The sequence below is a fragment of the Synechococcus sp. MIT S9451 genome (assembly GCF_047304725.1).
In the GTDB taxonomy this organism is placed as follows: Bacteria; Cyanobacteriota; Cyanobacteriia; order PCC-6307; family Cyanobiaceae; genus Synechococcus_C.
On sequence record NZ_CP138971.1, the window covers coordinates 2506309 to 2531087 of the forward strand.

31 protein-coding genes are annotated in these 24779 nt (G+C 57.3%); 13 read left to right on the forward strand and 18 right to left on the reverse strand.

Annotation, left to right across the window (positions count from 1 at the left end):
- Nucleotides 1-321 precede the first annotated feature (321 nt).
- Both SIB72_RS13005 and SIB72_RS13010 read left to right on the forward strand, forming a co-directional pair.
- On the forward strand, nt 322-1350 hold the full coding sequence (locus SIB72_RS13005; protein ID WP_115118543.1) for a HesA/MoeB/ThiF family protein: 1029 nt from the start codon (nt 322-324) through the stop codon (nt 1348-1350).
- Complete coding sequence (locus SIB72_RS13010; protein WP_413744127.1) at nt 1338-2345, forward strand: S66 peptidase family protein; 1008 nt, start codon at nt 1338-1340, stop codon at nt 2343-2345. Before SIB72_RS13005 ends, SIB72_RS13010 begins: the two co-directional genes overlap by 13 nt.
- Nucleotides 2346-2446: 101 nt before the next feature.
- On the opposite strand, the gene SIB72_RS13015 is transcribed toward SIB72_RS13010, so the two are convergent.
- Entirely contained in the window at nt 2447-3247 is an 801-nt protein-coding gene (locus tag SIB72_RS13015) for a hypothetical protein (RefSeq protein WP_413744128.1), read from the reverse strand.
- A 23-nt stretch (nt 3248-3270) separates the two neighbouring features.
- Nucleotides 3271-3732 (reverse strand): hypothetical protein, encoded by a 462-nt coding sequence (locus SIB72_RS13020; protein ID WP_413744129.1) that lies wholly within the window; start codon nt 3730-3732, stop codon nt 3271-3273.
- A 673-nt stretch (nt 3733-4405) separates the two neighbouring features.
- Between SIB72_RS13020 and SIB72_RS13025 the strand changes: the two genes are divergently transcribed.
- Nucleotides 4406-4537 carry a hypothetical protein gene (locus tag SIB72_RS13025; protein ID WP_413745166.1) on the forward strand — a complete coding sequence of 44 codons (132 nt, stop codon included), beginning with the start codon at nt 4406-4408 and terminating at the stop codon, nt 4535-4537.
- 22 nt (nt 4538-4559) lie between these two features.
- Here SIB72_RS13025 and SIB72_RS13030 read toward each other — a convergent pair whose 3' ends face one another.
- Entirely contained in the window at nt 4560-4793 is a 234-nt protein-coding gene (locus SIB72_RS13030) for a hypothetical protein (protein WP_115019845.1), read from the reverse strand.
- A gap of 123 nt (nt 4794-4916) precedes the next feature.
- On the opposite strand from SIB72_RS13030, the gene SIB72_RS13035 reads away from it, so the two are divergent.
- Nucleotides 4917-5336, forward strand: coding sequence for a DUF2721 domain-containing protein (locus tag SIB72_RS13035; RefSeq protein ID WP_413745134.1), 420 nt, complete (start codon nt 4917-4919; stop codon nt 5334-5336).
- A 36-nt stretch (nt 5337-5372) separates the two neighbouring features.
- Here SIB72_RS13035 and SIB72_RS13040 read toward each other — a convergent pair whose 3' ends face one another.
- Nucleotides 5373-6779 (reverse strand): sodium-dependent transporter, encoded by a 1407-nt coding sequence (locus SIB72_RS13040; protein ID WP_413744130.1) that lies wholly within the window; start codon nt 6777-6779, stop codon nt 5373-5375.
- Nucleotides 6780-6856: 77 nt separating this feature from the next.
- Between SIB72_RS13040 and SIB72_RS13045 the strand changes: the two genes are divergently transcribed.
- Nucleotides 6857-8104 (forward strand): 1-deoxy-D-xylulose-5-phosphate reductoisomerase, encoded by a 1248-nt coding sequence (locus tag SIB72_RS13045; RefSeq protein WP_115118553.1) that lies wholly within the window; start codon nt 6857-6859, stop codon nt 8102-8104.
- Nucleotides 8101-8481 carry a (2Fe-2S) ferredoxin domain-containing protein gene (locus tag SIB72_RS13050; RefSeq protein WP_413744131.1) on the forward strand — a complete coding sequence of 127 codons (381 nt, stop codon included), beginning with the start codon at nt 8101-8103 and terminating at the stop codon, nt 8479-8481. Before SIB72_RS13045 ends, SIB72_RS13050 begins: the two co-directional genes overlap by 4 nt.
- Here SIB72_RS13050 and SIB72_RS13055 read toward each other — a convergent pair.
- Genes SIB72_RS13055 through SIB72_RS13075 form a run of 5 tightly spaced genes read right to left on the reverse strand, consistent with a single transcriptional unit; the run spans nt 8456 to nt 12692 of the window.
- Nucleotides 8456-8641, reverse strand: coding sequence for a hypothetical protein (locus tag SIB72_RS13055; RefSeq protein WP_115118533.1), 186 nt, complete (start codon nt 8639-8641; stop codon nt 8456-8458). The genes SIB72_RS13050 and SIB72_RS13055 overlap by 26 nt on opposite strands.
- A gap of 29 nt (nt 8642-8670) precedes the next feature.
- Entirely contained in the window at nt 8671-9810 is a 1140-nt protein-coding gene (locus SIB72_RS13060; RefSeq protein WP_413744132.1) for a YheT family hydrolase, read from the reverse strand.
- A 10-nt stretch (nt 9811-9820) separates the two neighbouring features.
- Complete coding sequence (locus SIB72_RS13065) at nt 9821-11242, reverse strand: NAD(P)(+) transhydrogenase (Re/Si-specific) subunit beta (protein ID WP_413744133.1); 1422 nt, start codon at nt 11240-11242, stop codon at nt 9821-9823.
- A complete protein-coding gene (locus SIB72_RS13070; RefSeq protein WP_115118527.1) occupies nt 11242-11547 on the reverse strand; it encodes an NAD(P) transhydrogenase subunit alpha in 306 nt (101 codons plus the stop codon). The genes SIB72_RS13065 and SIB72_RS13070 overlap by 1 nt, the downstream gene beginning before the upstream one ends.
- Entirely contained in the window at nt 11547-12692 is a 1146-nt protein-coding gene (locus SIB72_RS13075; protein WP_413744134.1) for a Re/Si-specific NAD(P)(+) transhydrogenase subunit alpha, read from the reverse strand. The genes SIB72_RS13070 and SIB72_RS13075 overlap by 1 nt, the downstream gene beginning before the upstream one ends.
- A gap of 118 nt (nt 12693-12810) precedes the next feature.
- Here SIB72_RS13075 and SIB72_RS13080 point away from each other — a divergent pair, with 118 nt between their 5' ends.
- Nucleotides 12811-13389 (forward strand): EF-1 guanine nucleotide exchange domain-containing protein, encoded by a 579-nt coding sequence (locus tag SIB72_RS13080; protein WP_413745135.1) that lies wholly within the window; start codon nt 12811-12813, stop codon nt 13387-13389.
- Between the two features lie 19 nt (nt 13390-13408).
- Here the strand turns inward: SIB72_RS13080 and SIB72_RS13085 are convergent, their stop codons facing one another.
- Nucleotides 13409-13585, reverse strand: coding sequence for a hypothetical protein (locus SIB72_RS13085; RefSeq protein WP_170953768.1), 177 nt, complete (start codon nt 13583-13585; stop codon nt 13409-13411).
- A 60-nt stretch (nt 13586-13645) separates the two neighbouring features.
- Between SIB72_RS13085 and SIB72_RS13090 the strand changes: the two genes are divergently transcribed.
- The 3 genes from SIB72_RS13090 (at nt 13646) to trxB (ending at nt 17025) form a co-directional block, all read left to right on the forward strand.
- A complete protein-coding gene (locus SIB72_RS13090; RefSeq protein ID WP_413744135.1) occupies nt 13646-15130 on the forward strand; it encodes a DEAD/DEAH box helicase in 1485 nt (494 codons plus the stop codon).
- Between the two features lie 96 nt (nt 15131-15226).
- Nucleotides 15227-15472, forward strand: a complete 246-nt coding sequence (locus SIB72_RS13095) for a hypothetical protein (protein ID WP_115019837.1) — start codon at nt 15227-15229, stop codon at nt 15470-15472.
- A 149-nt stretch (nt 15473-15621) separates the two neighbouring features.
- Complete coding sequence (gene trxB / locus SIB72_RS13100; RefSeq protein ID WP_413744136.1) at nt 15622-17025, forward strand: thioredoxin-disulfide reductase; 1404 nt, start codon at nt 15622-15624, stop codon at nt 17023-17025.
- A 70-nt stretch (nt 17026-17095) separates the two neighbouring features.
- On the opposite strand, the gene infA is transcribed toward trxB, so the two are convergent.
- Entirely contained in the window at nt 17096-17365 is a 270-nt protein-coding gene (infA, locus tag SIB72_RS13105) for a translation initiation factor IF-1 (RefSeq protein ID WP_006041809.1), read from the reverse strand.
- Between the two features lie 317 nt (nt 17366-17682).
- Between infA and SIB72_RS13110 the strand changes: the two genes are divergently transcribed.
- Complete coding sequence (locus tag SIB72_RS13110; RefSeq protein ID WP_413744137.1) at nt 17683-18336, forward strand: pseudouridine synthase; 654 nt, start codon at nt 17683-17685, stop codon at nt 18334-18336.
- On the opposite strand, the gene SIB72_RS13115 is transcribed toward SIB72_RS13110, so the two are convergent.
- The 5 genes from SIB72_RS13115 to SIB72_RS13135 form a co-directional block, all read right to left on the reverse strand.
- A complete protein-coding gene (locus SIB72_RS13115; RefSeq protein WP_413744138.1) occupies nt 18290-19087 on the reverse strand; it encodes a methyltransferase domain-containing protein in 798 nt (265 codons plus the stop codon). The two genes, SIB72_RS13110 and SIB72_RS13115, sit on opposite strands and share 47 nt — an antisense overlap.
- A gap of 65 nt (nt 19088-19152) precedes the next feature.
- Nucleotides 19153-19368, reverse strand: coding sequence for a hypothetical protein (locus SIB72_RS13120; RefSeq protein WP_115019910.1), 216 nt, complete (start codon nt 19366-19368; stop codon nt 19153-19155).
- 235 nt (nt 19369-19603) lie between these two features.
- Nucleotides 19604-20566, reverse strand: a complete 963-nt coding sequence (locus SIB72_RS13125; protein WP_115118516.1) for an NAD(P)H-binding protein — start codon at nt 20564-20566, stop codon at nt 19604-19606.
- 61 nt (nt 20567-20627) lie between these two features.
- Nucleotides 20628-20726 (reverse strand): cytochrome b6-f complex subunit PetM, encoded by a 99-nt coding sequence (gene petM, locus SIB72_RS13130; RefSeq protein ID WP_115019832.1) that lies wholly within the window; start codon nt 20724-20726, stop codon nt 20628-20630.
- Between the two features lie 28 nt (nt 20727-20754).
- Entirely contained in the window at nt 20755-21834 is a 1080-nt protein-coding gene (locus SIB72_RS13135) for a N2,N2-dimethylguanosine tRNA methyltransferase (RefSeq protein WP_413745136.1), read from the reverse strand.
- Between the two features lie 99 nt (nt 21835-21933).
- On the opposite strand from SIB72_RS13135, the gene SIB72_RS13140 reads away from it, so the two are divergent.
- Both SIB72_RS13140 and ilvN read left to right on the forward strand, forming a co-directional pair.
- Nucleotides 21934-22944: an alpha/beta fold hydrolase gene (locus tag SIB72_RS13140; protein ID WP_413744139.1), complete on the forward strand. Its 1011-nt coding sequence runs from the start codon at nt 21934-21936 to the stop codon at nt 22942-22944.
- Nucleotides 22941-23471: an acetolactate synthase small subunit gene (gene ilvN / locus SIB72_RS13145; RefSeq protein ID WP_115019830.1), complete on the forward strand. Its 531-nt coding sequence runs from the start codon at nt 22941-22943 to the stop codon at nt 23469-23471. Before SIB72_RS13140 ends, ilvN begins: the two co-directional genes overlap by 4 nt.
- Nucleotides 23472-23516: 45 nt before the next feature.
- Here the strand turns inward: ilvN and SIB72_RS13150 are convergent, their stop codons facing one another.
- On the reverse strand, nt 23517-24209 hold the full coding sequence (locus SIB72_RS13150) for a peptidylprolyl isomerase (protein ID WP_413744140.1): 693 nt from the start codon (nt 24207-24209) through the stop codon (nt 23517-23519).
- Between the two features lie 4 nt (nt 24210-24213).
- Complete coding sequence (locus SIB72_RS13155; RefSeq protein WP_115118545.1) at nt 24214-24750, reverse strand: photosystem I assembly protein Ycf4; 537 nt, start codon at nt 24748-24750, stop codon at nt 24214-24216.
- Nucleotides 24751-24779: the final 29 nt, after the last annotated feature.

Genomic DNA, 24779 nt, shown 5'->3' on the forward strand with positions numbered 1-24779 from the left:
TTAGCACCTTCAGGCAGTCTGCAACTCAGACGCACCCCCATTCGACTTTCAAACTTGGTCTTCGCAGACGTCATAAAACAGACAGAACTCCAGCACAGTTCTATCTGTGACCAAAATCACACAGCTCATTGAGCTTGATCATCTTCTTCCTTAAACACTCAGGCCATCCTTAAAGAGCCTAAAGGAACAACAGCAACCATGCCAAAATTCAGATTAAGGCCTCCAACCAATCCAGACAAGCAAGCTAGAGTTTAAAAGACAACCAAGCCACAATCCCTACCAAAATTTACCCAAACAATTTTCCAAAACCGAGTCACCAAGATGGATAAAATTCAAATCAAACGGTCAATTTCAATTCAACTCTCGCCATCCGGGAAAATTCAATTTTGGATGGCGCCACCACGCGCATTTACACTCGAAGAGCCACCAGAATTTCTCGCAGAGTTATGCAGAATACTCAACCAGCCGACGAGCCTAGAAGATCTTTGCTCACGCCTCAAAAACACCACATCAGACGCCTCCATCGAAAACATCATCCAATGCGTCAAAGAGCTATATGACTATGGAGTCATCGAAGAAACAGAAAGCAGCCAAGCAACCTCACGTTACGATCGACACGAACTATATTATGACATCTTCGGAAAGTCCAAAGAGGATTATTCAGTCCTTAAAAACAAGAAAGTTGGATTAATTGGTGCTGGGGGCATAGGGTCTTCTGTTGCGATGCTTTTGGCGGCAGCAGGTGTTGGTACCATCAAGCTGATGGACGATGACCTACTGGAAGAGACAAACCTCCCTAGAGTTGTGCTACTAGAAGAAGCTGATGTTGGCCTGCCAAAGGTACAACAAATACAAAAGCGATTAATGGATAGAAATAGTTCCTGCAAAATATCACTTCAAGAGAGCAAGATTAAAAGCCATGAGGAGATAGTAGAGTTTTTGGGGGACTGCGATGCATGGGTTTTGTCCGCAGACAGCCCGCCAAAAACAATATGTTCTTGGACTAATCAGGCAGCCCTAAAATGCAAAGTTCCTTTCATAACTGCAGGCTACGCAGAGATCAATGGCCTCATTGGTCCATTCATTATTCCTGGCCAAACAGCCTGTCATTTTTGCAGACTCGAAGAAGACAAGACAACTGACAGAATCCAGCTTAATTCAAGACTTCAAGCCACGTCATACGGCCCACTCAATACCATTGTAGCTTCAATGGCAACAAACGAAGTAATTCGCTATCTTCTGGGGCTTGAGGTGGAAACAGCCGGAAAACAAATCATTCTAGATTCATCATCCTACAAGACGGTCGAAAAATCAATATCGATTCATCCTGAATGTGAATGCCAACAATGACCATGAAATTAATTTTCCCCGAAAAACTCAATCACGGCGATATCGTTTGCGTAATTTCTCCATCTAAATCCATCCAAACAATCGGCAAAGGGTCCACAGGTCAATACACGCTTAACAAAGCACGTGAAAACATAAACAATATGGGGCTCAAAGTTATCTCTTCTACCGAAACCCAGGAAGTCGACATTTTTGGATGCTTACCCTTAAAAAAGCGGCTTGAAGAGTTTCATTCAGCTTTTAGTAATCCATCCATAAAATGTATTTTGACCGCAATTGGTGGTTTTCATGCAAATCAGCTTATTCCTTATCTGGACTACGAGTTGATCAGAAATAACCCCAAGATTTTCTGCGGTTATTCCGATATCACATTACTCTCTGCGGCTATTCTCAAAAAAAGTGGGCTAGTCACTTATAGTGGGCCACACTATTCTACTTTTGGAATGAATAAGGGTCTAAACTACACAATTCAGGAGTTCCAAAAATGTCTTTTTCAGAAAGATCCATGGACAATTACAGCCAGCGGCTTCTGGAGCGAAGATGAATGGTTTTTAAATCAAGAAGATCGTATATTTAAACAAAATAAACCTATTACTTGTATTCAAGAGGGGACTGCAGAAGGTTCTATTATTGCAGGTAATTTAACCACGCTCCATCTTCTGCAAGGAACCGAATACATGCCTGAAATGAATGACGTGATCTTGATACTTGAAGACCTTCGTAGTTCTAACGAAATAACAAGAACATTAGTGTCACTCCTTTATTCAAAGGACACAGGGAACATCAAAGGATTAATCTTTGGCAGAAGCCCTTCGAGTTCGAAATTAGACACCAGAACAATAAAGCACATCTTAGAAATAGTGCAACTTAAAAACATTCCAATCGCCTTTGGCATTGATATTGGTCATACAACCCCACACACAACAATTCCATTTGGCGGCTTTGGAAAATTAATCTGCGACCAGAATGGTGTAAAATTAACGATTATAAAACATTAGGATCAGAAGACTCAACACGTCCAACGAAGCGATAGCAAGCTCACCCCATATTTGCAATCAACAAGAGAGTAATAGCTAAATTTAGAATTTAATTTCGTAATTTACATTCTCCCAGAGCTTCTTAGGATTTCAAAAATCAAAGCAGGAAAAAATACCCATAAATGCCAAAAGGATATCCTAATGAAGGCATATGTTGCCATATGGAATAAAAATGCGGATATTGACAAATATACAAAACCATTTGGTATAAACAACAAGACTGGTACAAATAACTCAAAAATAATTGTTCCTGTTCCTGCCATACGCCGGGGGAAAGGACGCGAAAGTATTAACTTGCCCAAAGAAGAACCACGCATGAGAAGTATTAAATGTAGAGACTCTGCATTGTGAGCCCAGGCCACACCTCCATGTATCAGCTTTGCGAGACCTGAAAAGAAATAAATCAAGCTAATTTGTATAAATATAACTTGATAAACTGTAGTGAATACCTCTGGGCTGGCCGACATCGCCGGAAATTCCAAATAACGAAGGCTTTCAAGCAAAATACAGCAAATTCCTATAAAGTGGAGATGAAAAAAGTTTGGCCATACTTCAGGAGTTAGATTTGCAAAATAAAAATCTAAAAAAAGAAATCCTATTACCAACAAAGTGACAGTAATTGCGGGATAAACACCAATGAAAACTAAAATACAAGAACCTATTAAAAATGCTCTTGCAACAGGGTAAAACTGAACCAATGAAAATGTTTTCGCCTCTTCCTTAAATGAAGAATCGGACAACATGATAGGCTCTATACTGGGTAAAAATATTCCATATTCCCTGGATGCGACTAAAGCTAAAATAGTAAAGGCTAAAACCTTGCTAATTAAATTTGATTGGAAAAACATTTGAGAAGAGATCATAGCACAACAAAGAATGGCGAACTTTAAGAACGGTACTCACAAAAGAAGTGGGTTTTAGAAATCACATCCTCTATTGTAGAATTTTTTGTAAGTCTTTCTTCTTTTGTCAGGTCAAGCTCTGCTATGTATATTTTAAATGCTATGAACTTATTATTCTCTGAGCACGCAATCGATTTGTTGATTTCATCAAATTTGGTCCATGGCTGATAATTCAATCGATGCAAAAGGTCTCTAGAAAATCGCTCAATATTTTCACAATTGGCCTTACTTGTGTAAATATTAAGCAATACTCTTTGTGCTCTAAAGAATGCAACAGGAATCACATCTCCTGGCAAAACAAGACACTTATTGCCATTTTCGCGGTAGAGCACAACGACCATTCTTTTAATTAATCCTTTGTATTTATGAGCAAACATATTTTGGGCCACAAAAGGCCACTTATTAACATTAGAAATTACGCAATAGAGCTGGATCAGTACAGACACGCATAATGCTGTCACCAGAACACTTGAAATATGCATAGCCCCTTAAAGCCGCATGTAAAATAACATTGTCAAAATTTTGGGGTACTCGGCAGAAATTCCCGATTTTCTTTCAGCCTTTTATAAAGATCTCTTCATGAACTAGAGATTTTGATTTCATATAAAAGAAATCAGATAACCACCTGTCAATTGAATTTGCTTGTGATCCCTTGCCTCACGAAATCATTAAGCATTAATAAATGATCAAGACGGCTTCCTCGGATTCATAAACTGGATTTTATTGCCACTCGCCCTGATCCACTATAAAAAACGAGTGAGTTTCGCCCAGAACTTCAAGGGTATCACGGAAAAGACCCTTCACTGAAATACTGAAGGAGACAGCTCAATTAATGCGTCAGCGATGCTTAAGACAGGCAAAAGCACAAAACCAAGAGAGAGATCTGCAGCCTCAACATCATTTGCGCCTTGAGCAATCAACTAATGACTATAAGAGAAACAATTGACCTGATGAAAACATGTATTCTTCAGCCGCTGAGCGAACAGAGCAATCATCTTTGAATTTAGGGTTGCTAACGCAGAGAAAGCGTGCAACCAGGATCACCTCGACTTCGCCCGCTTGCAGAGATCCAAGACCGACAAATTCAGCTCACGGCTACACATGAGGTGATGCATAACCTTGCCAACCAGCCTCGACAGGAGCGATCAGCCAGAACTAGCCGAAGCCGACCGCATCCGCGCTGCTCTCACCGCACAGGGCATCGAACTCATCGACAAGCCTGGTGAGATCACGGAGTGGAGTCGGGCTTGATCCTGGGCAGCGAGCAGAAGGGTCAGCGCTGCTGATCCTTCATCATCACTTCGATCTTGCGAATCCGTTCAAGAGTGGTGGACCACACCTCGAGTCGAAAACGGTCTTCAGCCAGATCGGTCGACGTGCCGCTCTCAACCATCTCGCGTAACGCCTTGACCTTGGCCTCCAGATCTTCACGCTGCTCGAATGCATCCCAGAGCTGACGCTCGAGCTTGGCCCTCTCGATGAAATTCCAACGCTTCAGCCAGAACATCCGTAGCCGCGTGTGATCGCACCCTGTCTACCTGACTTGAAGCATGAAAAGCTCTGACCGCGTCCCTAAGGTCAGATTCAGCTGACGGTCATGCCGTCCACCTGGCTTGTTTTTGCCATCACTATGCAACCCGAAAGCCTGTCCAAGGCGATTCAGCTCTCGGTAGCACCAGTGTTCCTGCTGGCCGGCATCGGCGCCTTGATGAACGTGCTCTCAGGCCGACTGGCCCGGATCGTTGACACCACCAAACAGGTTCGTCTGCAGCATGAAAAGGGAGAAGCCGAGGGCATGGATGCTCGAACTCGGCGCATCTATCGGCAGCGCATGCAGCTCACCATCCGCGCAATCGGTCTGCTCACTGCCACCACCCTGCTGATCTCCGCTGTGGTGGCAACGATGTTCCTGAGCGTCGTCTTTCAGCTCAACCTCACCGCGGTGGTGGTGCCTCTCTTCATCGGCGCGATGATTCTGCTGATGCTGGCCTCCCTGTGTTTCCTCAGGGAGGTCCAGCTGTCGGCCATGCTGCTGCAGACCTTGATCTGAGCAGCGAGCTGAACACGGATGGGGATCGACTCAGACTCAACCGCCGTGGGCTGAGCCAAAAGCGCAAACCATCCAGGAGACCGGCAACCAAGATGGAAGAACCGGGCAAAGCCCTGAAGACCACTGACCAAGCAGATCCCAGAGGCTGATCACCAGGCCCACGGCAATCACCAGCGGTGACACCCAGCGCAAACTAAACAGCAAGACGCGGCGCAGGTCCGAAGGGGTGCCGGACTGGGAGAGATCCTCGCGAAAACGGGCGGGAGCGCGCCAACCCATCAGCAAAGAGATCAACAAACCTCCCACGATCAGCAACACGCCGCCAAAGACATCGCTCATGAAATCGAGCGCTGGTCCGTAAGTCGCGGAGGGAAGACCCAGAACAAAGATCACTGTTGCCGCAACGGTGACCGCCCGACGACGCGTCCAACCCAGACGATCCACCAACGACGCCACAGGGACCTCCAGCAGAGAAACCGAGGATGTGATCGCCGCTAGGTAAGCCAGGAAGAAGAACAACACCGCCACCACCTGCCCGGTCTGTCCGAGCGAAGCGAGGCCGGTGGGAATTGAAATAAACAAGGCACCGATGGTGGATTCCCCAACGGTGTTCTGCAACCCAAAACTCATGACCACCGGGAAGGTAACCAGACCGGCGAGCAGGCCGACGGCCGTGTCCATCCCCACCACCGCAACGGCTTCCCGAGGCAGATGGGCACGGCGATCCAAATAAGCCGCGTAAGCCAGGATGCAACCAATGCCCGTGCCAATGGAGAAGAAGGCCTGGTTGAAGGCGTGACGGATCGTGGTCAGGTTGAACAGCTGAGCGCTGTCGAAATTGAGCAGGAAGGTCTGACGACCAGCTGCGGCGCCTTCGAGACCCGACGCCCAAATCGCCAGACCAATCAGCAAGGCGAAGAGCAGCGGCAAGGCCCAACGGGACAGCCGCTCAATCCCGCCTTGCACCCCTGTGCTCACCACCGCAGCGGTGAGTACCAGCGACAGCCCTTGACCGACCAGAACGCTGTTGCCCTTGCTCACACCGGCAAAAAATGTGGAGGCCGCCTCCTGATCGGCAGGAAGACCCACAAAGAGGGAATGGATGAGGGTGTGACCTGTCCAGCCCATCAGCACGGCATAGAAAGCCAGGATGCCGCAGGACGCTGCGATGAAAAGCCATCCGAGGGGTTGCCAACCCTTGCCAGCGGCCGTCACCGGCGCCAGCAGAGGACTGTGACCGGTGCTGCGGCCCAAAGCCATCTCAGCCACCAGCACCGGCAGGCAGACCACCAAAACAATCAGCAGGTACAGCAGCAGAAACGCCCCACCGCCCCCCTGGGAAGCCCTGTAGGCAAATCCCCAGAGATTGCCCAAACCGACGGCACTGCCGGAAGCCGCCAGCACAAACCCCAGGTTCGACCTCCAGTGTTCTCTCACCGCCATCCGCTTTGGGACCCTTTGAGCTGGCTGAAGTTTGCCAGGGTTCGGCATGGGAAACTGAATCCAACCGCCAGATCGACGTGAAAGCCATCAGCGTGCTGGGCTCCACGGGCTCGATCGGCACTCAGACTCTGGAGATCGCCCAGGAGTTCCCAGAACAGTTCAAGGTTGTGGCTCTCACCGCCGGTCGCAATCTGGCCCTACTGGTTGAACAGATCCGGAACCATCACCCGGAGGTCGTCGCCCTCGCCGATGAAGCTCTGCTTCCAGAGCTTCAGGATCGACTTCGCAGCGCAGACATTCACGGCTCAGCCGCTCCCCAACTGGTCGGAGGAGCCGACGGCCTCAACGTGGCCGCGTCTTGGGATAGCGCCGATCTTGTCGTCACAGGGATCGTGGGCTGCGCTGGCCTGCTGCCGACCCTCGCGGCAATCAGCGCTGGTAAAGACCTCGCTCTTGCCAACAAGGAAACCCTGATCGCCGCCGGACCGGTGGTGCTCCCAGAACTGAAGAAGAGCGGCAGCCGTCTGCTGCCGGCCGATTCGGAACACTCCGCCATCTTCCAGTGCCTGCAAGGCACTCCCTGGGCCGATAACGCTCGCCTCTCCACGGGGGTACCCACCCCAGGCTTACGTCGCATCCAGCTCACCGCCAGCGGCGGAGCCTTCAGAGACTGGAAGGCAGAGGACCTCAAGAAAGCGACCGTGGCCGATGCCACCTCCCACCCCAACTGGAGCATGGGGCGCAAGATCACCGTTGACTCCGCCTCCCTGATGAACAAGGGCCTGGAGGTGATCGAAGCTCACTACCTCTTTGGCCTTGATTACGACCACATTGAAATCGTGATCCACCCCCAGTCGATCATTCACTCCATGATCGAGCTGGCCGATTCCTCCGTGTTGGCGCAGCTGGGCTGGCCCGACATGAAACTGCCGATCCTTTACTGCCTCAGCTGGCCCTCGCGACTGGAAACCCCCTGGCGCAGGCTCGACCTCACCGAGGTAGGACAGCTCGACTTCCGCAAACCCGACCCAGCCAAATACCCCTGCATGCAACTGGCCTATGCCGCCGGACGCGCCGGGGGGACCATGCCTGCCGTGATGAATGCCGCCAACGAAGAAGCAGTCGCCCAGTTCTTAGAAGAGAAGATTCACTTCCTCGATATCCCCGAGGTGATCGAAGCGGCCTGTGAGCGACACAAGAACGACTTGATCAGCCAACCCCAGCTTGAGGATGTGCTGTCTGTTGATCAATGGGCGCGACAGGCAGTGCGTGAACAGGTCGCCCGTGGAACCCGTCACATCCCTGCTGGCGCCTTCGCGGCATGAACGGCGAACCATCGCCGGAACCACGCATCAGCCATCACCTCCTGCTCTGCGCCACGCCCACCAAAGCCAAATGCTGTGACCCCGAACTAGGACTCAAAAGCTGGGATGCCCTCAAGCGGCTGATCCGCGAGCTCGACCTTGAGAATCCCCAACGCCCTGAAGGGATGGTGCTGCGCTCCAAGGTGGATTGCCTGCGCATCTGCGAGCAGGGACCGATCCTGCTGATCTGGCCTGATGGGATCTGGTATCGCGAAGTGACCCCGGAACGGATTGAAACAATCCTGCGCGAACACGTGGTGCGAGGCAGGCCCTGCCAGCAATGGATGCTCAAGCGCACACCACTCTCAAGCGTCAGGTCTGCTGCTCATCCAGCATGAATTCAGGCGAGAGCAGCTCGCTCTGCAGCAGGGAGAGCAGCACTTCAGCCGATTCAGGCCTGCCATTTTGAATCAGCTCATCGGCGAGGGACAGCATCACATCAGCCTGTTGTTCGGTCATCGGAACAGTGGGGATCGAAGTCCCTTCAGCCTCAACCATGGGCCTGAGGTTCGAGCTGATTCAAGGCATCACCGACCTTGATCCTGCGCACAGCGGCGGCTGAACCATGCGCAGGCCAGCCGATCCGACCAGCAGCCCTGTCTGAGACTGTCGCCAGGGCTATGAAAGCCGTTATGACCGCCCTGGTGGGTGAGCAGCACCGACACCCGATCCAGATCGCCATCTTGGCCTGAGGCCACCAGTGCACTCTGCAGACGCCTGGCGGACTCCGCTGGCACCCAAGGGTCATCCATCGCCTGAAGCAACATCGTGGGCGGCAAGGCCATGGGCTGGTCCAACAGCCTGGGCAAGGGAGAGGCGCCGGCGTAGTAGGCATCCACATCGCGATAACCCCAACGTGGTGCCGTAATCGCGGCATCAAAGGCCCGGATCGTGCGCGGCGGCTCCAGGCCAAGAGCCTTCTCCTCATCGGCGCTCACACCGAAGGGGTCGGCGAGGGTCTGTCGCACCAGCCGTTGCAGAAGCCAGCGCTGATAGATCCGATTACGTGGGCGTTCGATCGATGCGCTGCACAGGGCCAGATCAAGGGGACTGCTGGCACAGAACAAACCATCCAGCGCCCCTGGCATCGCCAGGCAGGCATTGAGGAGCATGGTGCCTCCGAGGGAAATACCTGCCCCATAGAGAGGAATTGGGCTGGACTGGCTGGCCTCGCTGGCAAGGTCTGCGGCCAGCTGGCGTGCCCGTTCCAGCACCGGAAGAAGATCACTGTTGCAACAGGCCGCGTAGGTCCCACCGGCGAGATCACGTCCGGGATCGGCACCCCGGAGGTTGAGTCGCAGCACGGCGAAGCCTGCCCCCTGCAGGCTGAGTCCTAGCCGACGCAGGCCCTCGCGGCGACTCGAGCCGCCTAGTCCATGCAGGAGAACGACCAGAGCCCTTGACTGGGGACAGCCCCCATCCACTGGCGCAATGGGACGATCGAAATAGGCCAGCAGCTGACCGGCTTCAGCGGCACCACTGGCCAGAGCAGGAACAGAAATCTGGAGCGGAGCACCGTGATCCGGTGGGAGAGAGACGGGCCGCAAGGTGTCGCGAAGGGTCTGGAGATCGCCCCCCAGCCATGGCCAGCGCTGCTGATACGGAGGAACCCCCAGCTGCTCAAGCAGCCGGGGGTTCTCGATCACGCCGGAGACGTGGTCTGTCACTGGGAAAGACTCACTTCTTGCCGACGCCAAGCTCCTTGAGCTCGCCCAGAAGATCACCCAGTACCTTCTTGGCATCTCCAAACACCATCGAGGTGTTGGCGAGCTCGAACAGATCGTTCTTAATGCCGGAATAGCCGGCGCTCATGCCGCGCTTCACCACGAAGACGGTACGTGCCTGCTGCACATCCAGCACAGGCATCCCATAGAGCGGCGAGTTTGGATCAGTCTTGGCCTGGGGATTGACCACGTCATTGGCACCGAGCACCAGCACCACATCGGTGGCGGGGAACTCAGGATTGATCACATCCATCTCTTTGAGCTGCTCGTAGGGCACATCAGCCTCCGCCAGCAACACATTCATATGCCCAGGCATCCTGCCGGCCACAGGATGGATCGCATAGGTCACCTCAATGCCAGCAGCTTCAAGCGAGCGAGTCACTTCTCGCAGGGTGTGCTGGGCCTGGGCAACAGCGAGACCGTAGCCGGGAACAATCACGACACGCTCGGCAGCCTCCAGGGTGAGAGCACATTCCTCCACGCTGCAACTAGTGATGTTGGTGTATTCACCACCGCCACCTCCGGCTGCTGCTGACGCCCCGAGGGCACCACCAAACAACACGGACACCAGCGAGCGGTTCATGCCGTTGCACATCACCTGCGTGAGGATCAGGCCGGCGGCACCCACCATGGCGCCCGCCACGATCAGCAGCTGACTGCCCACCACAAAACCTGCCGCGGCCGCAGCCACGCCGGAATAGCTGTTCAGCAGCGAAATCACCACGGGCATGTCTGCACCACCGATCGGCAGGGTGACGCCAATGCCGAGAAGGCTGGAGGCAATCACGAGCAACCAGAGCCCCTGAACACTCATGCCGCCCTTGGCGATCAGATCCACCGCTGCCACCAGGCATGCCACGGCAAGGGCAATGTTGACGAAATGACGGGCCTTGCTCTGCATCCAGGCCGGCGTCGACAGCCAACCCTGAAGCTTGGCCATGGCCACGATCGAACCGGTGAAGGTGATTGCTCCCACGAACACCGAGATCACGATCGACACCACGGCAACCATGCCGCTGGCGCCGAAAGCAGCGGGGAAGAAGGCGGCCGCCAGAGCCACCAGCAACGACGACATGCCACCGCAGCCGTTGAACAGCGCCACGGTCTCCGGCATGGAGGTCATCGGCACGCGCTGGGCCGTGATCGCACCCAGCACACCGCCCACAACGGTGCCACCGATGATCCAGGTCCAAGCGGCTGAACTGATGCCCGTGGTGCCGAGGTAATGAATCAGGAGGCCGAGCACGGCCAAGGCCATCGCGACTGCGGCCAATTGGTTTGCACCCCGGGCGGAACGCACCTTCGACAAACCTTTTATGCCCAGCGCCAGCAAGAGGATGGCGACCAGGTCGATGGCGTATTGAAGAAAGTCCATCAGCGGTTCTCCTTGCGGGCGGGCTTACGGCTGAACATGGCGAGCATGCGATCGGTAACCAGGAAGCCGCCGATCACGTTGAAAAGGGCGAAGCCCAGAGACACCGAACCAAGCACCAGCAGGGGGATGCTTCCATTCGATTTGATGATCGCGGTCAAGGCAGCGAGCACCGTGATTCCAGAGATGGCGTTGGCACCACTCATCAGCGGCGTGTGCAGGGTGGGGGGCACCTTGCCGATCAGTTCCAGGCCCAGGAGGCTGCCAAGCAGCAGAACCCAGAGGGCATTCACAAAGATTGAATCCATCAGTTGGCTCCGGGGGTGAGAACGTCGCCGCGACGGATGCTGCCGTCCTGGGCGATCAGACAACCGGCGATGAGTTCATCCTCGGTATCGAGGCTGAACTGGCCGTCCTTGAACATTGGTTCCAGCAGTGCCAACAGGTTGCGGGCATAAAGAGCGCTGGCATGGTTGGGCACCGAGCAGGGCAGATCATTGGCCCCGATCAGCTTCACGCCCTTGCGGTCAACCGTCTGGGAGGGCTGGGTGTCAGCGCAGTTACCGCCTTGAGCCACGGCTAGGTCAACCACCACCGACCCCGGGCGCATGCGGTCAAGCATGTCGTCACTAATCAGACGGGGAGCACGGCGACCAGGCACTTGGGCGGTGCAAATGGCCACATCTGCCTCGGCTAACTGATCGGAAAGCTGCTGACGCTGGGCTGCGAGAAAGGCCTCTGAGGCCTGCTTCGCATAGCCACCGGATTCGGCGGGCTTGTCGTCCATCTCAGGGGGCTCAATGAAACGGGCACCCAGGGACTCCACCTGTTCCTTGACGGCAGGGCGAATATCACTCACGAACACCACAGCACCCAGTCGGCGGGCGGTTGCCACCGCCTGCAGACCCGCCACACCGGCACCAAGGATCACCACCTTCGCCGGCTGCACCGTGCCCGCCGCCGTCATCAGCATCGGGAAGTAACGGTCAAGAGCAGCGGCCCCGAGCAGTACAGCCTTATAGCCAGCGATGTTGGCCTGGGAGGAGAGGGCATCAGCAGACTGCGCCCGGCTGATGCGTGGCAGCAGCTCCAGTGCCATGGCTGAAAGGCCACAACTCTTGAGGGATGTGGCCAGCGACTCGTTGCTGTAAGGCGAGAGCAGACCCACCACCAACGCACCGTTGCGCAGCTTGGCTAGGGCCTGTTGCTGAGGGGTCTGGACGCAGAGGAGCAGATCAGCCTGCCCCCAAGTCTGAGCATCCCCAACGGCCACCAGCTCGGCCCCGGCCTCTGTATAGGAGGAATCAACAAAACCGGCGGAAGCACCTGCTCCCTGCTCGATGGCAACCGAACAGCCCAGGCCGATGAACTTCTTGATGGTTTCCGGGGATACAGCGACGCGTGTTTCCGCCGCCGCTGTCTCAACAGGGATTAATAGTCTGGGCAAGATCATGACGCCGCCGACCCAAGGGAGATTACGGGGTCGCCGTATCGGTTACCGCAGCTTTCCTGAAGATTGCTTTGTGATCAAGACACCCTGGCTAAGCAAAAAGAGCCCCCTGAGCAATCCCATGGGCCTTAAGGCGATCGAGTGTCCCGATGGCGTCTGCCACAGCCACCACGGTGGCCATGCGGTTGAGCGCACTGCCATGCGCGAGGTTCTCCAAGAGCACGGCCGTGAATGGTGCGAACGGCTGGCTGAACGTATTTATGAGATTTCGGTCGACACGTTTACGCAGACCGTGATGCCGAGCCTGCATGCAGAGGGCTGGCAGCGCCGTCATCTCGATTGGGAATTCAAGCTGGCCGATGAGAATTCCGAGCCAGACCGCACCCTTGTGGACGGCATCATCAACGCCACTGAAAGCTTTCTGCGAAGCAGTGAGGTGCACCGCCTGTTTATCCAAGAACTGGTGGAAGGCACGCTCGAAGAAGCCAGCGATGAGCATCTACAACGCCAGGCTGTGCGTTATCTGATTGATGATGAACTGCTCAGCCTGCTCAGGGAGAAGAAAGAGGATCTGCTCGATCGTTGCGCCTCCCAACTTCTGGAGAGCGCCGAAGGCGATTTCGAGCAGGCCCACACAGCAGCAGGCGAAGGTTTGGATGAAGTGCAGAGGCTTCTGACGAATCACAGCGAAGCACTGTGAGGATGAGGAGGTGTGCTGCTCAGAAGAGCGGCATCACCTCCTGCTCCAAGGCTCGGGCCAGACGATTCCGTCCCTGCTGATGGAGGAGCCTGGCGCGGAGGATGAGCGGATCAATGTCACAGTCCAGCGCCAAGCAGTGCTCCAGCAGCTGTGGCTGCTGGGGGCTGGATCCAGGTGTGTAGCGAAGTCTGGCCATGGCGCGAATGGGATCTCACCCGCAGGGCTGATGGCCGGAAGCTAAGGATGCCTGAGCCGTTTGGAATGGTTAGAAAGACTCATCTTTCCGATCAGTCCCATCTCAGCACCGTCGTTCGCTCTCTGCTCCGATGCGGACCAACCCCGCATCCGACCGCGAATCTGGCAACAACAACTGATCCAGCTGCTGCGACGCCGCAGTGATCCAGCCAGTACCAAGGGAAGAGATGTGCTCGTGCATGCCGGCCCCGGGGCAGGAAAAACCCTTGGTGCTCTGCTCGGATTTCAAGCCATGCAGCACGAAGGCCGGCTGTCGCGCTTTGTGGTGTTCTGCCACCGCACCTCGATCCTGCGCCAGTGGCGTGATGCGGCCGCTGGTTTGGGATTAAGCCTTGAAGAGTGGTCAGCGTGCGGCGATGCTGGCCTCTTAGAGCAAGCGGATGGATGGCTGCTCACCTACCAGGCTGCGGCGCGGCAGCTCCCCACCCTGACGGCGGCACTGCAGCACTGGGGTGGACCTGACCTGCTGGCGATCGCCGATGAAGCCCATCACCTCGGCATGGACCCCGACGAACCGGACGGGCCCATTTGGGGAAGGACCTTTCTAGACCTCAGCCATGGCTGCCGGCTGAGGCTCGGGTTGACAGGCACGCCCTTCCGAGCGGACAACCTGGCCTTCTGCGCAGCCCGGCGCGTGCGCGTGGAAGCCCAAGGGCAACTGGTCGAACAAATCAGCCCCGACTTGTGCGTAGAGCCGCGGCAACTGATTGCCGCCGGAGATGTGCGCCCTCTGGAATTCCACTTCCAGGACGGCTGGGTGGAACACAGCCGAGAAGGGATGCCCGACAGGGATGTGTCACCACTCTCTGCCGAACAACGTGAAAGTTGGCGTGCTCGCAACCTGCGCCGCGCCATCCGGCTGTCTGATTCCAGCAGCATTGCCCTACAGCTGCTGCTGCGCGCGCGCCGACAGCTCGAGCGCGTGCGCCAACAGCATCCCCGGGCGGGTGGTCTTGTGATCGCCCGCGACATTGACCACGCCTCGGCGATCGGGAGGCTGCTGGAGGAGGAGGGCGACAGGGTGGACCTGGTGCATTCTCAGGATCCAGACGCCGCCCAACGGCTCGCCCAATTTCAGGAAGGACAGGCCGACTGGCTTGTCAGCATCGACATGTGCGCCGAAGGATTCGATGCCCCCCGACTGAGGGTGGTGGCCTACCTCACCACCGTGGTGACCCGCAGTCGCTTTGTGCAGGGCATTACCAGGGCCGTCCGCATGTCTTCAGAACGGGCAGCCATCGAAGACATTCCTCGAGACCCCTCCGTCATCTTCGCGCCAGCCGATCCACTGCTGATGAGCTATGCCCGCAGTTGGTCCCTATCGGAGCCCTACCGGATTCGAAGCGATCAACCCGAAGACGACGCCACAGAAACTTCAGGGGGCAGCTGGAGAGGACCAAGCCTGCCTCTGGAAGCAGTGAACGATGGCGCCGGCGAAGTGATCCGTCTCCGCACTCCGGAATTACCCCGTTTCCTGCAGCAATGACGACATCATTCTGCGTAGAAAAATGCGAAGTTCTGCACAATTCAGGCGCGTATGGTCCCCTTGACCTAGCAGCCTGGCCACATCTGGGAGCAGATCATGGACGCAGCCATCGAACGACGAGTCAGCGTTGCGACCTGCTGGGCAAGCACAAGAATCGCAGTACTCGACAGCGCTGAGCGCTATGAGGACAGTTACGCAATCACCCAGGAATTTCGAGAATGGATCACCTGTATCGGCGATCACCAAGAACTGCTTGAGGAGTCTGTACTTGTAGCGCCTCGAACACCGAGCAAACGCCCCCAGCTCGATCGAGACGCCAGCGACAACACCCTCGAAATCTAAAGCAAAAATTAAATTGCAGATTAATTTCGCTAAAATTCCATCTCAATTCTTGGCGTAATTCCGGTCAACATCCGCCGACACCACAGAGATAATGCAACAGAGGCGGGTCATCAGCCCTAGGCTTAACTCATACCCGTTCCGCCTAAGTCATGATCGCCCCCGGGCAGCTTGGATCCGACACATCCGCCAAGGGTGAGGTCGAAAACCTCGTCATCGTTGGCTCGGGACCAGCCGGCTACACCGCCGCCATTTATGCCGCAAGAGCCAATCTGAGCCCTCTGCTGATCACAGGCTTTCAGCGGGGCGGCATCCCCGGAGGTCAGCTGATGACCACCACCCACGTTGAGAATTTTCCGGGCTTCCCGGATGGCGTGCTCGGTCCGGACCTGATGGACTTGATGAAGGCCCAGGCGGAGCGCTGGGGAACGCGCCTGGTCGAAGCTGACGCCGACGCCATCGACCTAAGCCAAAGACCCTTCCGGCTTCAGTCCGAGGGCCGCACCATCCACGCCCAGGCCCTGATCATTGCCACTGGAGCCAGTGCCAATCGCCTCGGGCTGCCAAGCGAGCAACGATTTTGGAGCAGTGGAATTAGCGCTTGCGCCATTTGTGATGGAGCCACACCCCAATTCCGCAACGCAGAACTGGCAGTGGTTGGTGGCGGTGATTCCGCCTGTGAGGAGGCGGTGTATCTCACCAAGTACGGCAGCCATGTGCACCTGATGGTGCGATCAGATCAACTGAGAGCCAGTGCAGCCATGGCGGATCGGGTTACGGCCAACCCCCAGATCACAGTGCACTGGAACACTGAACTGGTGGATGCCTTCGGAGAGGACTGGTTGACCGGACTCACCATCCGCCACCGCATCAGTGGCGAAGAGAGTCAATTGCCGGTTCGGGGGCTCTTCTATGCCATCGGTCACACCCCCAACACCGATCTGCTGCAAGAACAACTTCAGTGCGACACCAAGGGTTACCTGATCACCGAACCCGGACGCCCGGAAACCTCGTTGGAAGGGGTCTATGCCGCTGGCGATGTGGCTGATGGCGAATGGCGACAAGGCATCACCGCAGCAGGCAGCGGCTGCCAGGCAGCCCTCGCGGCCGAGCGTTGGCTCAGCCACCACAACCTGGCCCAACTGGTGAGACGGGACTCGGTGGAACCCAAGCAGGCGGAGACTCCCCAACCGAGTGAAGCCGTTACAGAGGTCACGTATGACCCCAATGCCCTATGGCAAAAGGGCAGCTACGCGCTGCGCAAGCTCTATCACGACAGCGACAAGCCACTTCTGGTCGTCTACACCTCACCCAGTTGCGGCCCCTGCCATGTGCTCAAGCCCCAGCTCAAACGAGTTCTCAACGAACTTGGGGGGCAAGCCCAAGGGATTGAGATCGATATCGATGCAGAGCAGGAGATCGCTGAACAAGCCGGAGTGAACGGCACTCCGACGGTGCAACTGTTCAAAGCCAAGGAGCTCAGAGAACAGTGGCGTGGCGTCAAACAGCGCCACGAGTTCAAAGCAGCCCTCGAACAACTGCTAACGGCACGCTGATCGGATCCAGAACGCCGTCAAACACTTCAGCTTCAGCCCCGAAGCGAAGCACAAGTTCGCTCAGCCTGGATCAGCGACGGCGCGGGCCACCTGGACGGTTTCCACCCGGCCGTCCACCAGGGGCTCCGGCATTGCGCTCTCGATAGGTAATCCGACCGCGCGTGAGGTCGTAGGGACTGATCTCCACCAGCACCTTGTCGCCAGCCAGCAGTTTGATCCGGAACTTCGTGAGCTTGCCGGCAGCACGGCACAGACACTGGTGACCTGCGGGCTGTTCGAGGGTCACGAGGTAGAACCCGTTGCCCTGCTCCTTTTCAATCACGCCCGAGGTTTCGATCATGCGCCGGCGATTGAGCTCTGTAGTTGAGGACAGTTTAGGTGGCGACCTGCTCGACCACAGGACGGTTGTTTGTCTCTAGGGTCCATGTCGCTGATCGGACCAAATGATTCTGCCGCCTCTCACTCTTGATCTTGGGCTGCTGCTGATTTCGATCGGCGTTGTCAACTTGTGGCGGGCCCGTCAAAGCTCTACCTAGCGTGATGGACGCCCCGTCTGGATTGTGAGCGGGATGGCCTCACCCAAGGCCAGTTGATGACGCCTGCTCCTGCCTCTCCGTCATCCCGGGCCATGTCTCAACATCAAGCCAGTGCACGGTGATGGCAGACCAACTCTCCACCCTGCTCCTGCACAAGCCCTACGGCGTTCTCAGTCAATTCACGCCAGAACCCAACAGCCGCTGGGGCTGTCTAGCGGATCTAGTTCCAGTCCCCGATGTGTATGCCGCCGGCCGCCTCGACGCTGACAGCGAGGGCCTGCTGCTCCTCACGAACAACGGCCGTCTTCAGCATCGGCTCACCTCCCCGCATTTCGGCCACTGGCGGTCCTACTGGGTCCAGGTGGAAGGCGAAGCCAAGCACGAGCATTTGCAGAAGCTGGAACGCGGATTGGTCATTCAGGGAACAATGACCTTGCCCGCCAAGGCAGCACTGCTGGAGCCAGCCCTGAGTCTCGGGGTCACGGAGCGCAACCCCCCGATCCGTTTTCGAGCAAAGATCCCCACCAGCTGGATTGCCCTCTCACTCCGCGAAGGTCGCAACAGACAGGTGCGCAGGATGACAGCGGCGGTGGGCTTACCCACCTTGCGACTGATCCGTACCAGCCTCGACCTGATGGATGGCCAACCAAACTTGAACCTGGAGGGCCTGGCCCCAGGGCAGTGGCGCCGAGTCAGCCCCGACGAGGCAAGGAGACTCAACCGCCTACTCAGCAGCAGGAGCGCCCCGAACCCGGTAAGGCACCAACGAGGGTGACGGCACGGAATTCAATGCCTTCAACCACTTTCCATGGCTGCTCAGACCGGTCGGCATAGGAAACAGCTTCGAATCCCAGTGACTTGAAGTCGTTGAGAAACGCCTGCTCCTCCCAGGCCCCGCTGATACAACCGCTCCACAACTCAGGGTCCTGCTGCAAGGCGAGAGGAACGGGGCGATCACAGACGATATCGCTGATCGCCACTCGACCTGCAGGCCGAAGCACCCTGCGGATGTTGTTGAGCAGGCGCTGACGGGCAGAAGGGTTGACCAGATTGAGCACACAATTACTGAGCACCAGATCCACGCTCGCATCGGCGATCAACGCAGCACCATCCAGCCCTGGTGCATCAAGGGCCTCAATCGCGCCCTCCAGAAAGCTGACGTTGCTGAAGCCGATGCGCTCAGCCACCACAGCGGCCGCACGACGGGAGAGCCCCAACATGTCGCGATTGCGATCCACTCCGATCACGGCACCCTCTGCGCCCACCACCTGGGCACAGATCAAAGCGTTCTTGCCACTGCCACTGCCGAGGTCGAGCACAGTGTCACCAGACGCAACCCAGCGAGTGGGATCACCACAGCCGTAATCACGTTCGACCACCTCAGCGGGGATGACCTTCAACCACTTGGGGTCAAAGGCGACAGGGGTGCAAAGGCACGCTTCCTGCTCTTGGGCTGCGGCGCCATAGCGGGCTTCAACGGCACTGGTCTGATCCAGAGGCGTCACAGGGCCGCAGCAGCTACTCATCAAGCCAAGTTGATCAATTCGGCACCCATCCAAGCAGGCGACGCTTTCAAGCGACGCCTTCGGGTTCACCCCAAGACATCCTGGAGCTCGCGAACGGTCTGCCACTGGCCGTAGTAGTAGTTGGCAGTGGCCCTGCGGTCAGCATCTTCGAGCCCATCAAAGGCATCGAAACCGAGCGTGCGCCAGAGCTCATGACCACAGGATCGGGTCAGCTCGGCCTCCGCCTCACGGTTGAGGTTGTCGAGGCGACGCTGCAGATTCTTGATTTGAGCGACGGACATCGCAAACGACGACGCAGGAGACCCGGCCACCTTACCGAAGAATCAGTACATCTGCACTACAGGGCAGAGTGGTGGCGGTTGCTCGCTGGCCTGACTGCGCAAGCGGCGAGAGCTCTGGCTTGAATTGACACCAATTGGATTGATCGGAGTCAGGGGCTGCACCACCAGCGAACTTGTCCGGAAGGACAAACTACGCATCGCCCTCGAACAATGCCAAAAGACGTCATGCCTGCGATCAGAAGGGCAGCTTCTTCTTGGCGTCTTTATCGAGATCAGCCTCCATCGCCTTCAGTCGCTTGAGAATCGTCTCGTAGTACTCACGGATGTAGTCCTCCAAGGAGGTCGTTTCCGAAGCCTCGAGCCCAAAAGCGCCATAGCTGGCCTCCATCGGCGCATCGAGCCCCTCCGTGCCACCGGTCACCTCTACAAACGCAAGACGCTCTGCCACATTCACAGCCGACTCGAAGAAATTGCAGACGGCTTGCAGCAACTGGATCAAAGCCGGCGGCACCCGAAAAACCCGAGCCGACTTTCCGCTGTAAAGCTCACACAGCTGCACCACTTCACCGGTATTCCAGGCTTTTGGACCGACCACAGGGAAGCTGCAGCGCACGGTTTCAGGACGCTCCAGCGCAGCCACGGCGAAGCGCGCCACATCCTGGGTGTTCATATAGGCGATCGCGGTAGGACTGCCACTCACCCACACGGTCTGACTTTCGAGCACGGGAATGGCGAACTGACCGATCACACCCTGCATAAAGGCTGCGCCTTGCAGGATCGTGTAGTCGAGCTCTGATTGCTCCAAGAGCCTCTCAGTGCAGTATTTGATGTCCATCAAGGGCACCTGACGGTGCTTCTCGGCAGCCAGCAAAGAGAGAAAGACCAAACGCTGAACCCCAGCCTTCTCACATGCTCGGAACAGGTTGAGCTTGCCGTTCCAGTCCGTCTCGTAAACGCTGCGAGGGTCGTCCGGTCGACTGGTGGCCGCGTCAATCACCGCATCCATGTCCTCGAGGGCGTAATCGAGGCTGGCGGGCTCGAGCAGGTCACCGCGGGTGAGCTCGCAACCCCACTCCTGGAGGAAGGATGCTTTGCGGGGTGTTCGCACCATGCAGCGAACCTGATGGCCTGCATCCAGGGCCTGGCGGGCAATTTGCCTTCCAAGGGTGCCAGTTGCTCCAACCACCAGAACCTGCATAGGGTTCGCTCGCACAAGTGCAGGAGCCTAAAGGGATGACTTGCTGATCGGGAGCTTGGCTTCAGTCACCCTGGAGCTTGAGCAGCAAAGCTCCGCCCACAAGACCAACGGGGATCAGAACCCAAAAGATTGCAGCAGTTCCAAAAATCTCCGCGGCCATGGTGGGGGCAAATCGTTTCAACACCCATTTAACGATCCTTACGGCCGAGATGGCGGCAAACCTGCAACAAGCTGTCGAGAGGAGCATCTGTGCGGAGCTGTCCGGCCATCACCCCGCTGGCGCAGGCCTGATAGCCAGACGCTTGCAGCACCCCCACAAGATCGTGGAGAGAGGGAGGGCCCTGGAGCTGTAGTCGTCGGGCTAGTTCAGCCGTCGACCAACAACACACAGGCAGGCCCGGATCGGCTTGCAGACGTTGGAGCAGACGACGCCCTGGCTTCGCCAACGTGTGCTCCAGAGCATCAGCGAGCTCCAATAGCTCGCTGATCACAACAGGCGATTGCAACGGCCCCAGCCAGAGGGGTCCCGTCACAGCCCAACGCCCTTGAGTGCCCTCGCAAGCACAAGACGGCCAACCCTGAAGCCTCAGCAGTGGCTGCACTGCCTGGGCCCCACATCGCGCACAACGGGCAAGCAATCCCAGCTGCTGCTCCTCCCCGTCGGCCAGCCGTCGCCGCATCCGCACCGCCAATCGAAAGGTGCGGCCATCACTGAAACAAGCGAGGGGCTCTAGACCACGGCCCAGCATCCAGGCCTCCCGCGCCAGCACAGCCAGTTGCAAGCGCAGGGCCACCTCCCAACTGGCCGGATGGGTCCGCGCCGCTGCAGCGAACTTACGAACCGCAGCAACCCTGTCATGACCAGTGGGCGAGCGGCCGTCCGTACTGGCTAAAAGCAGCACCCCATCGAACGCAAGCGCTTGCAAGCTGGCCTGCAACAGCCCATTCGGACAGCCGAAGGCATCCAGATCGATGAGGTCGAAATGATGCTGATCGAGATAGGCACGACGCAACAGCACCTCCGCCGGCTCCTGATGACAGGCGAGGGTGAGACGCGCTGAACGAAGTGGGGCCAGGTTGCGCTGCAGCAGGAGCTGGCGTGCAGCATCGGCATCGTTGACGGTGAGCGTGAGCGCTGATGAGGTGCGGATTGCTGGCAGCGCTTCTAGCCCCCAGCGCACGGATCGGATCCCGCAACCCGCCATCAGATCCAGCCATCGACAGGGGCTCTCTCCGCGCTGCCGCAACTGCCAGGCCGCCATCAACACGGAGAGATCCCGAGAAGGTCGGGACTCCGGCCGGAAGAAGCCGTCGCCAAGCTCCAGCTGGGCAGCACCTTCGCGATAGTGAGATATGTCGTGGCTCAGATGCCCGTGGATGCAACCGCTCTCCAGACTGCCGGGCAGGGGGTGGTGCGCCAAACCGACTGGGGGGAGAGCGCAACTTGGCAGTGGCAGGGCATGCAAAGCCACTGGCGCGTGCACGGCCCTAGGCAGGGTCAGGCACTGGTGCTGCTGCATGGATTCGGCGCCAGCAGCGACCACTGGCGGCACAATGCACTTCACCTCGCTGAGGCGGGGTACCGGGTGTATGGCCTGGATCTGATTGGATTCGGACGCTCCGAACAACCAGGCCACAACCATCGCAGACCTCTCGATAACCGCCTCTGGGCCAGACAGCTCAGTGCCTTTCTCGAACAGGTGGTGGGGGCCGATGCCACCAGGCCGGCGGTGCTGGTCGGCAATTCTCTTGGAGGGCTCACAGCCCTCACCACAGCAGTCCTCCGCCCCGACCTGGTGGCCGCCGTCGTCGCTGCTCCGCTACCGGATCCAGCCCTGATGCAGCCACTGCCACTCCGCAGATCTCGCTTCTGGCGCCGGCTGAGAAAGCCCTTCGTTGTGATGGCGATGCGACTTCTACCGCTAGGAGTGCTGATCCCGCTGATTAGCCGCACCGCACTGCTCCGCCTTGGCCTTCAGGGTGCCTATCACCGCTCGATCCGTACCGACCGTGAGCTGCATCAACTGGTGGCCGCTCCAGCACGGCGCCCCACGGCCGCCCGCGCCCTCCGGGCGATGAGCATTGGCATGGCCCTACGACCGCGTGGGGCGACGGCTCCGGCCCTGATCGAACGCCTCTCCTCCAATCCAGAGGCCATTCCAGTGCTGCTGGTCTGGGGTCGGGAGGATCGTTTTGTCCCTCTAGTGATCGGAGAACAACTGCTGAAGCAATATCCCTGGCTGGACTTGGAGGTGATCGACAACAGCGGCCATTGCCCCCATGACGAAACCCCTGATGCCTTTCATCAGGTCTTGCTGAGCTGGCTGGACCGTAACTTGGAGAGCAAACGTCCGCTGCAAACGAAACGAGGGGAATGAAGCACACCCTGTCCGTGCTGGTGGAGGATGAATCCGGCGCCCTGAGCCGCATCGCCGGTCTGTTCGCCCGTCGTGGCTTCAACATCGACAGCCTGGCGGTCGGTCCGGCCGAGGCCGAGGGGCGCTCGCGACTCACCATGGTGGTGGAAGGAGACGAAAACACCCTCCAGCAAATGACCAAACAGCTCGACAAGCTGGTGAATGTGCTGCAGGTACTGGACCTCTCGCAGATCCCAGCGGTGGAAAGAGAGCTGATGCTTCTCAAAGTGGCAGCACCGCCCGACCAGCGCAGCGCCATCTTGGAACTGGTGCAGGTCTTCCGGGCCAAGGTCGTGGACGTGGCAGACGACGCCCTCACCCTTGAGGTGGTTGGTGACCCAGGCAAGCTTGTGGCTCTGGAGCGACTGATGGCGCCCTATGGCATTCTCGAAATCGCTCGCACCGGCAAGGTGGCCCTGGAACGGGCTTCCGGAGTGAACACCGAACTGCTGAAAGCGGCGATCACGGGTGGGCGTGTTCCCGCCTGAGCCAATGCCCTGGCGGCTGTCGCTATGGCGACAGCCAATGCAAGCTCAAGGTGTGGGTGTGAGCAGGGCCGCCTTGGTGATGCGGTCATCGGCCTGGATGGCATCAACAACCTCCAGCCCTTTCACCACCCGTCCGAAAACGGCGTAGCGACCATCGAGCTCAGGCAAAGGCCTCAGAGCGATGTAGAACTGAGCACTGGCGGAATCCGGTGCCTGCGAGCGGGCCATCGCCAGTGCACCGCGGTCGTGAGCCAGTTCAATCTGTAAGAGATCACTGGGATTACTGGTCACCCGTCCGTAACGGGGTTGCTCTTCCTTTTTGAATTTGACTTCAAGAGGGATGTATCGGGCTTGACCGCTGGCCGGATCAATAAAACTGCCGCTGCCGTAGGCAGCCTTGGCTGTGTTCGGGTCTTTGGACGCAGGGTCTCCACCCTGCACAACGAATGGCACCGGTTCACGCACGACCCGATGGAAGACCGTTCCGTTGTAAACACCGCGTCGAACGAGGTCGACGAAATTACCCGCTGTCACCGGAGCCGCATCACCATCCAGTTCGAGAGTGATCTCACCACGACTGGTGGTCAGCAGCACAGTGGCCTTGCCCTTAAGGCAGGGACTACTGGCCTGAGCACAACCAACAGGAACAGACGCATTGGTGGCAGGGTTGCAACCCACCAACAAAGGCAGACAAACGAGAGTGGCCAGACAGCTGGCCCAGAGAGAACGACGCGCCATCAAATCAAAGCCCCTCAAGGTTGACGCCCAGGAAACGGGCCAGCTCGGCGCCGTCCTGCTCAAGCTGTGCCAGAGGGAGAGGCTCACCAACCCGCGTCAGCGGCATGTCGCGACGACCCTGCACACGCAGGGAGATGCGCCGCCGTGGATTCAGACCATCCCGAACCTCCACCTTCACGGCCTTCACATCCTTGAGAGGAATCTCCACACTGAATGGCTTGCGAAAGCCGCGACGGGAAATGGTGACCACCCCTGCCTCACGATCAAACCGGTTACTGCCTGAACCCACGTCAATGGCAATGACCGACCAGAGATACGTTGCCAGCAAGGCAGCGGCCAGGCTGTAGAGCCCCATGACGAGGCCCTGAGGCACAAAAATCAGGGCTGCAGGATGACCGAGGGGCAGCAGATCCCTACCGAGATAACTGGAGAGAGAAGCCAGCAGAAAGCCGATGCCTCCGATGCTCACCATCAGAGCCACCAGCACGTTGGACAGTCGGCGGGAACCGAGAACCGGTTGTTCGAGCAGATCGGCAGACATGGATGCCCCTGGGGAGCGCCCATTGTGAC

Bases quoted from the DNA above. Each gene is read 5' to 3' on its own strand.
- petM (WP_115019832.1), bottom strand. From the start codon at position 20,726: ATGGCCGCGGAGATTTTTGGAACTGCTGCAATCTTTTGGGTTCTGATC.
- SIB72_RS13065 (WP_413744133.1), bottom strand. From the start codon at position 11,242: ATGGACTTTCTTCAATACGCCATCGACCTGGTCGCCATCCTCTTGCTG.
- SIB72_RS13085 (WP_170953768.1), bottom strand. From the start codon at position 13,585: ATGGCCAGACTTCGCTACACACCTGGATCCAGCCCCCAGCAGCCACAG.
- SIB72_RS13010 (WP_413744127.1), top strand. From the start codon at position 1,338: ATGCCAACAATGACCATGAAATTAATTTTCCCCGAAAAACTCAATCAC.
- SIB72_RS13120 (WP_115019910.1), bottom strand. From the start codon at position 19,368: ATGTCCGTCGCTCAAATCAAGAATCTGCAGCGTCGCCTCGACAACCTC.
- SIB72_RS13055 (WP_115118533.1), bottom strand. From the start codon at position 8,641: ATGGTTGAGGCTGAAGGGACTTCGATCCCCACTGTTCCGATGACCGAA.
- trxB (WP_413744136.1), top strand. From the start codon at position 15,622: ATGATCGCCCCCGGGCAGCTTGGATCCGACACATCCGCCAAGGGTGAG.
- SIB72_RS13095 (WP_115019837.1), top strand. From the start codon at position 15,227: ATGGACGCAGCCATCGAACGACGAGTCAGCGTTGCGACCTGCTGGGCA.
- SIB72_RS13080 (WP_413745135.1), top strand. From the start codon at position 12,811: ATGGGCCTTAAGGCGATCGAGTGTCCCGATGGCGTCTGCCACAGCCAC.
- SIB72_RS13070 (WP_115118527.1), bottom strand. From the start codon at position 11,547: ATGGATTCAATCTTTGTGAATGCCCTCTGGGTTCTGCTGCTTGGCAGC.
- SIB72_RS13035 (WP_413745134.1), top strand. From the start codon at position 4,917: ATGCAACCCGAAAGCCTGTCCAAGGCGATTCAGCTCTCGGTAGCACCA.
- SIB72_RS13155 (WP_115118545.1), bottom strand. From the start codon at position 24,750: ATGTCTGCCGATCTGCTCGAACAACCGGTTCTCGGTTCCCGCCGACTG.
- SIB72_RS13115 (WP_413744138.1), bottom strand. From the start codon at position 19,087: ATGAGTAGCTGCTGCGGCCCTGTGACGCCTCTGGATCAGACCAGTGCC.
- SIB72_RS13005 (WP_115118543.1), top strand. From the start codon at position 322: ATGGATAAAATTCAAATCAAACGGTCAATTTCAATTCAACTCTCGCCA.
- SIB72_RS13125 (WP_115118516.1), bottom strand. From the start codon at position 20,566: ATGCAGGTTCTGGTGGTTGGAGCAACTGGCACCCTTGGAAGGCAAATT.
- SIB72_RS13110 (WP_413744137.1), top strand. From the start codon at position 17,683: ATGGCAGACCAACTCTCCACCCTGCTCCTGCACAAGCCCTACGGCGTT.
- SIB72_RS13150 (WP_413744140.1), bottom strand. From the start codon at position 24,209: ATGGCGCGTCGTTCTCTCTGGGCCAGCTGTCTGGCCACTCTCGTTTGT.
- SIB72_RS13075 (WP_413744134.1), bottom strand. From the start codon at position 12,692: ATGATCTTGCCCAGACTATTAATCCCTGTTGAGACAGCGGCGGCGGAA.
- SIB72_RS13050 (WP_413744131.1), top strand. From the start codon at position 8,101: ATGAACGGCGAACCATCGCCGGAACCACGCATCAGCCATCACCTCCTG.
- SIB72_RS13015 (WP_413744128.1), bottom strand. From the start codon at position 3,247: ATGATCTCTTCTCAAATGTTTTTCCAATCAAATTTAATTAGCAAGGTT.
- ilvN (WP_115019830.1), top strand. From the start codon at position 22,941: ATGAAGCACACCCTGTCCGTGCTGGTGGAGGATGAATCCGGCGCCCTG.
- SIB72_RS13040 (WP_413744130.1), bottom strand. From the start codon at position 6,779: ATGGCGGTGAGAGAACACTGGAGGTCGAACCTGGGGTTTGTGCTGGCG.
- SIB72_RS13030 (WP_115019845.1), bottom strand. From the start codon at position 4,793: ATGTTCTGGCTGAAGCGTTGGAATTTCATCGAGAGGGCCAAGCTCGAG.
- SIB72_RS13140 (WP_413744139.1), top strand. From the start codon at position 21,934: ATGCCCGTGGATGCAACCGCTCTCCAGACTGCCGGGCAGGGGGTGGTG.
- infA (WP_006041809.1), bottom strand. From the start codon at position 17,365: ATGATCGAAACCTCGGGCGTGATTGAAAAGGAGCAGGGCAACGGGTTC.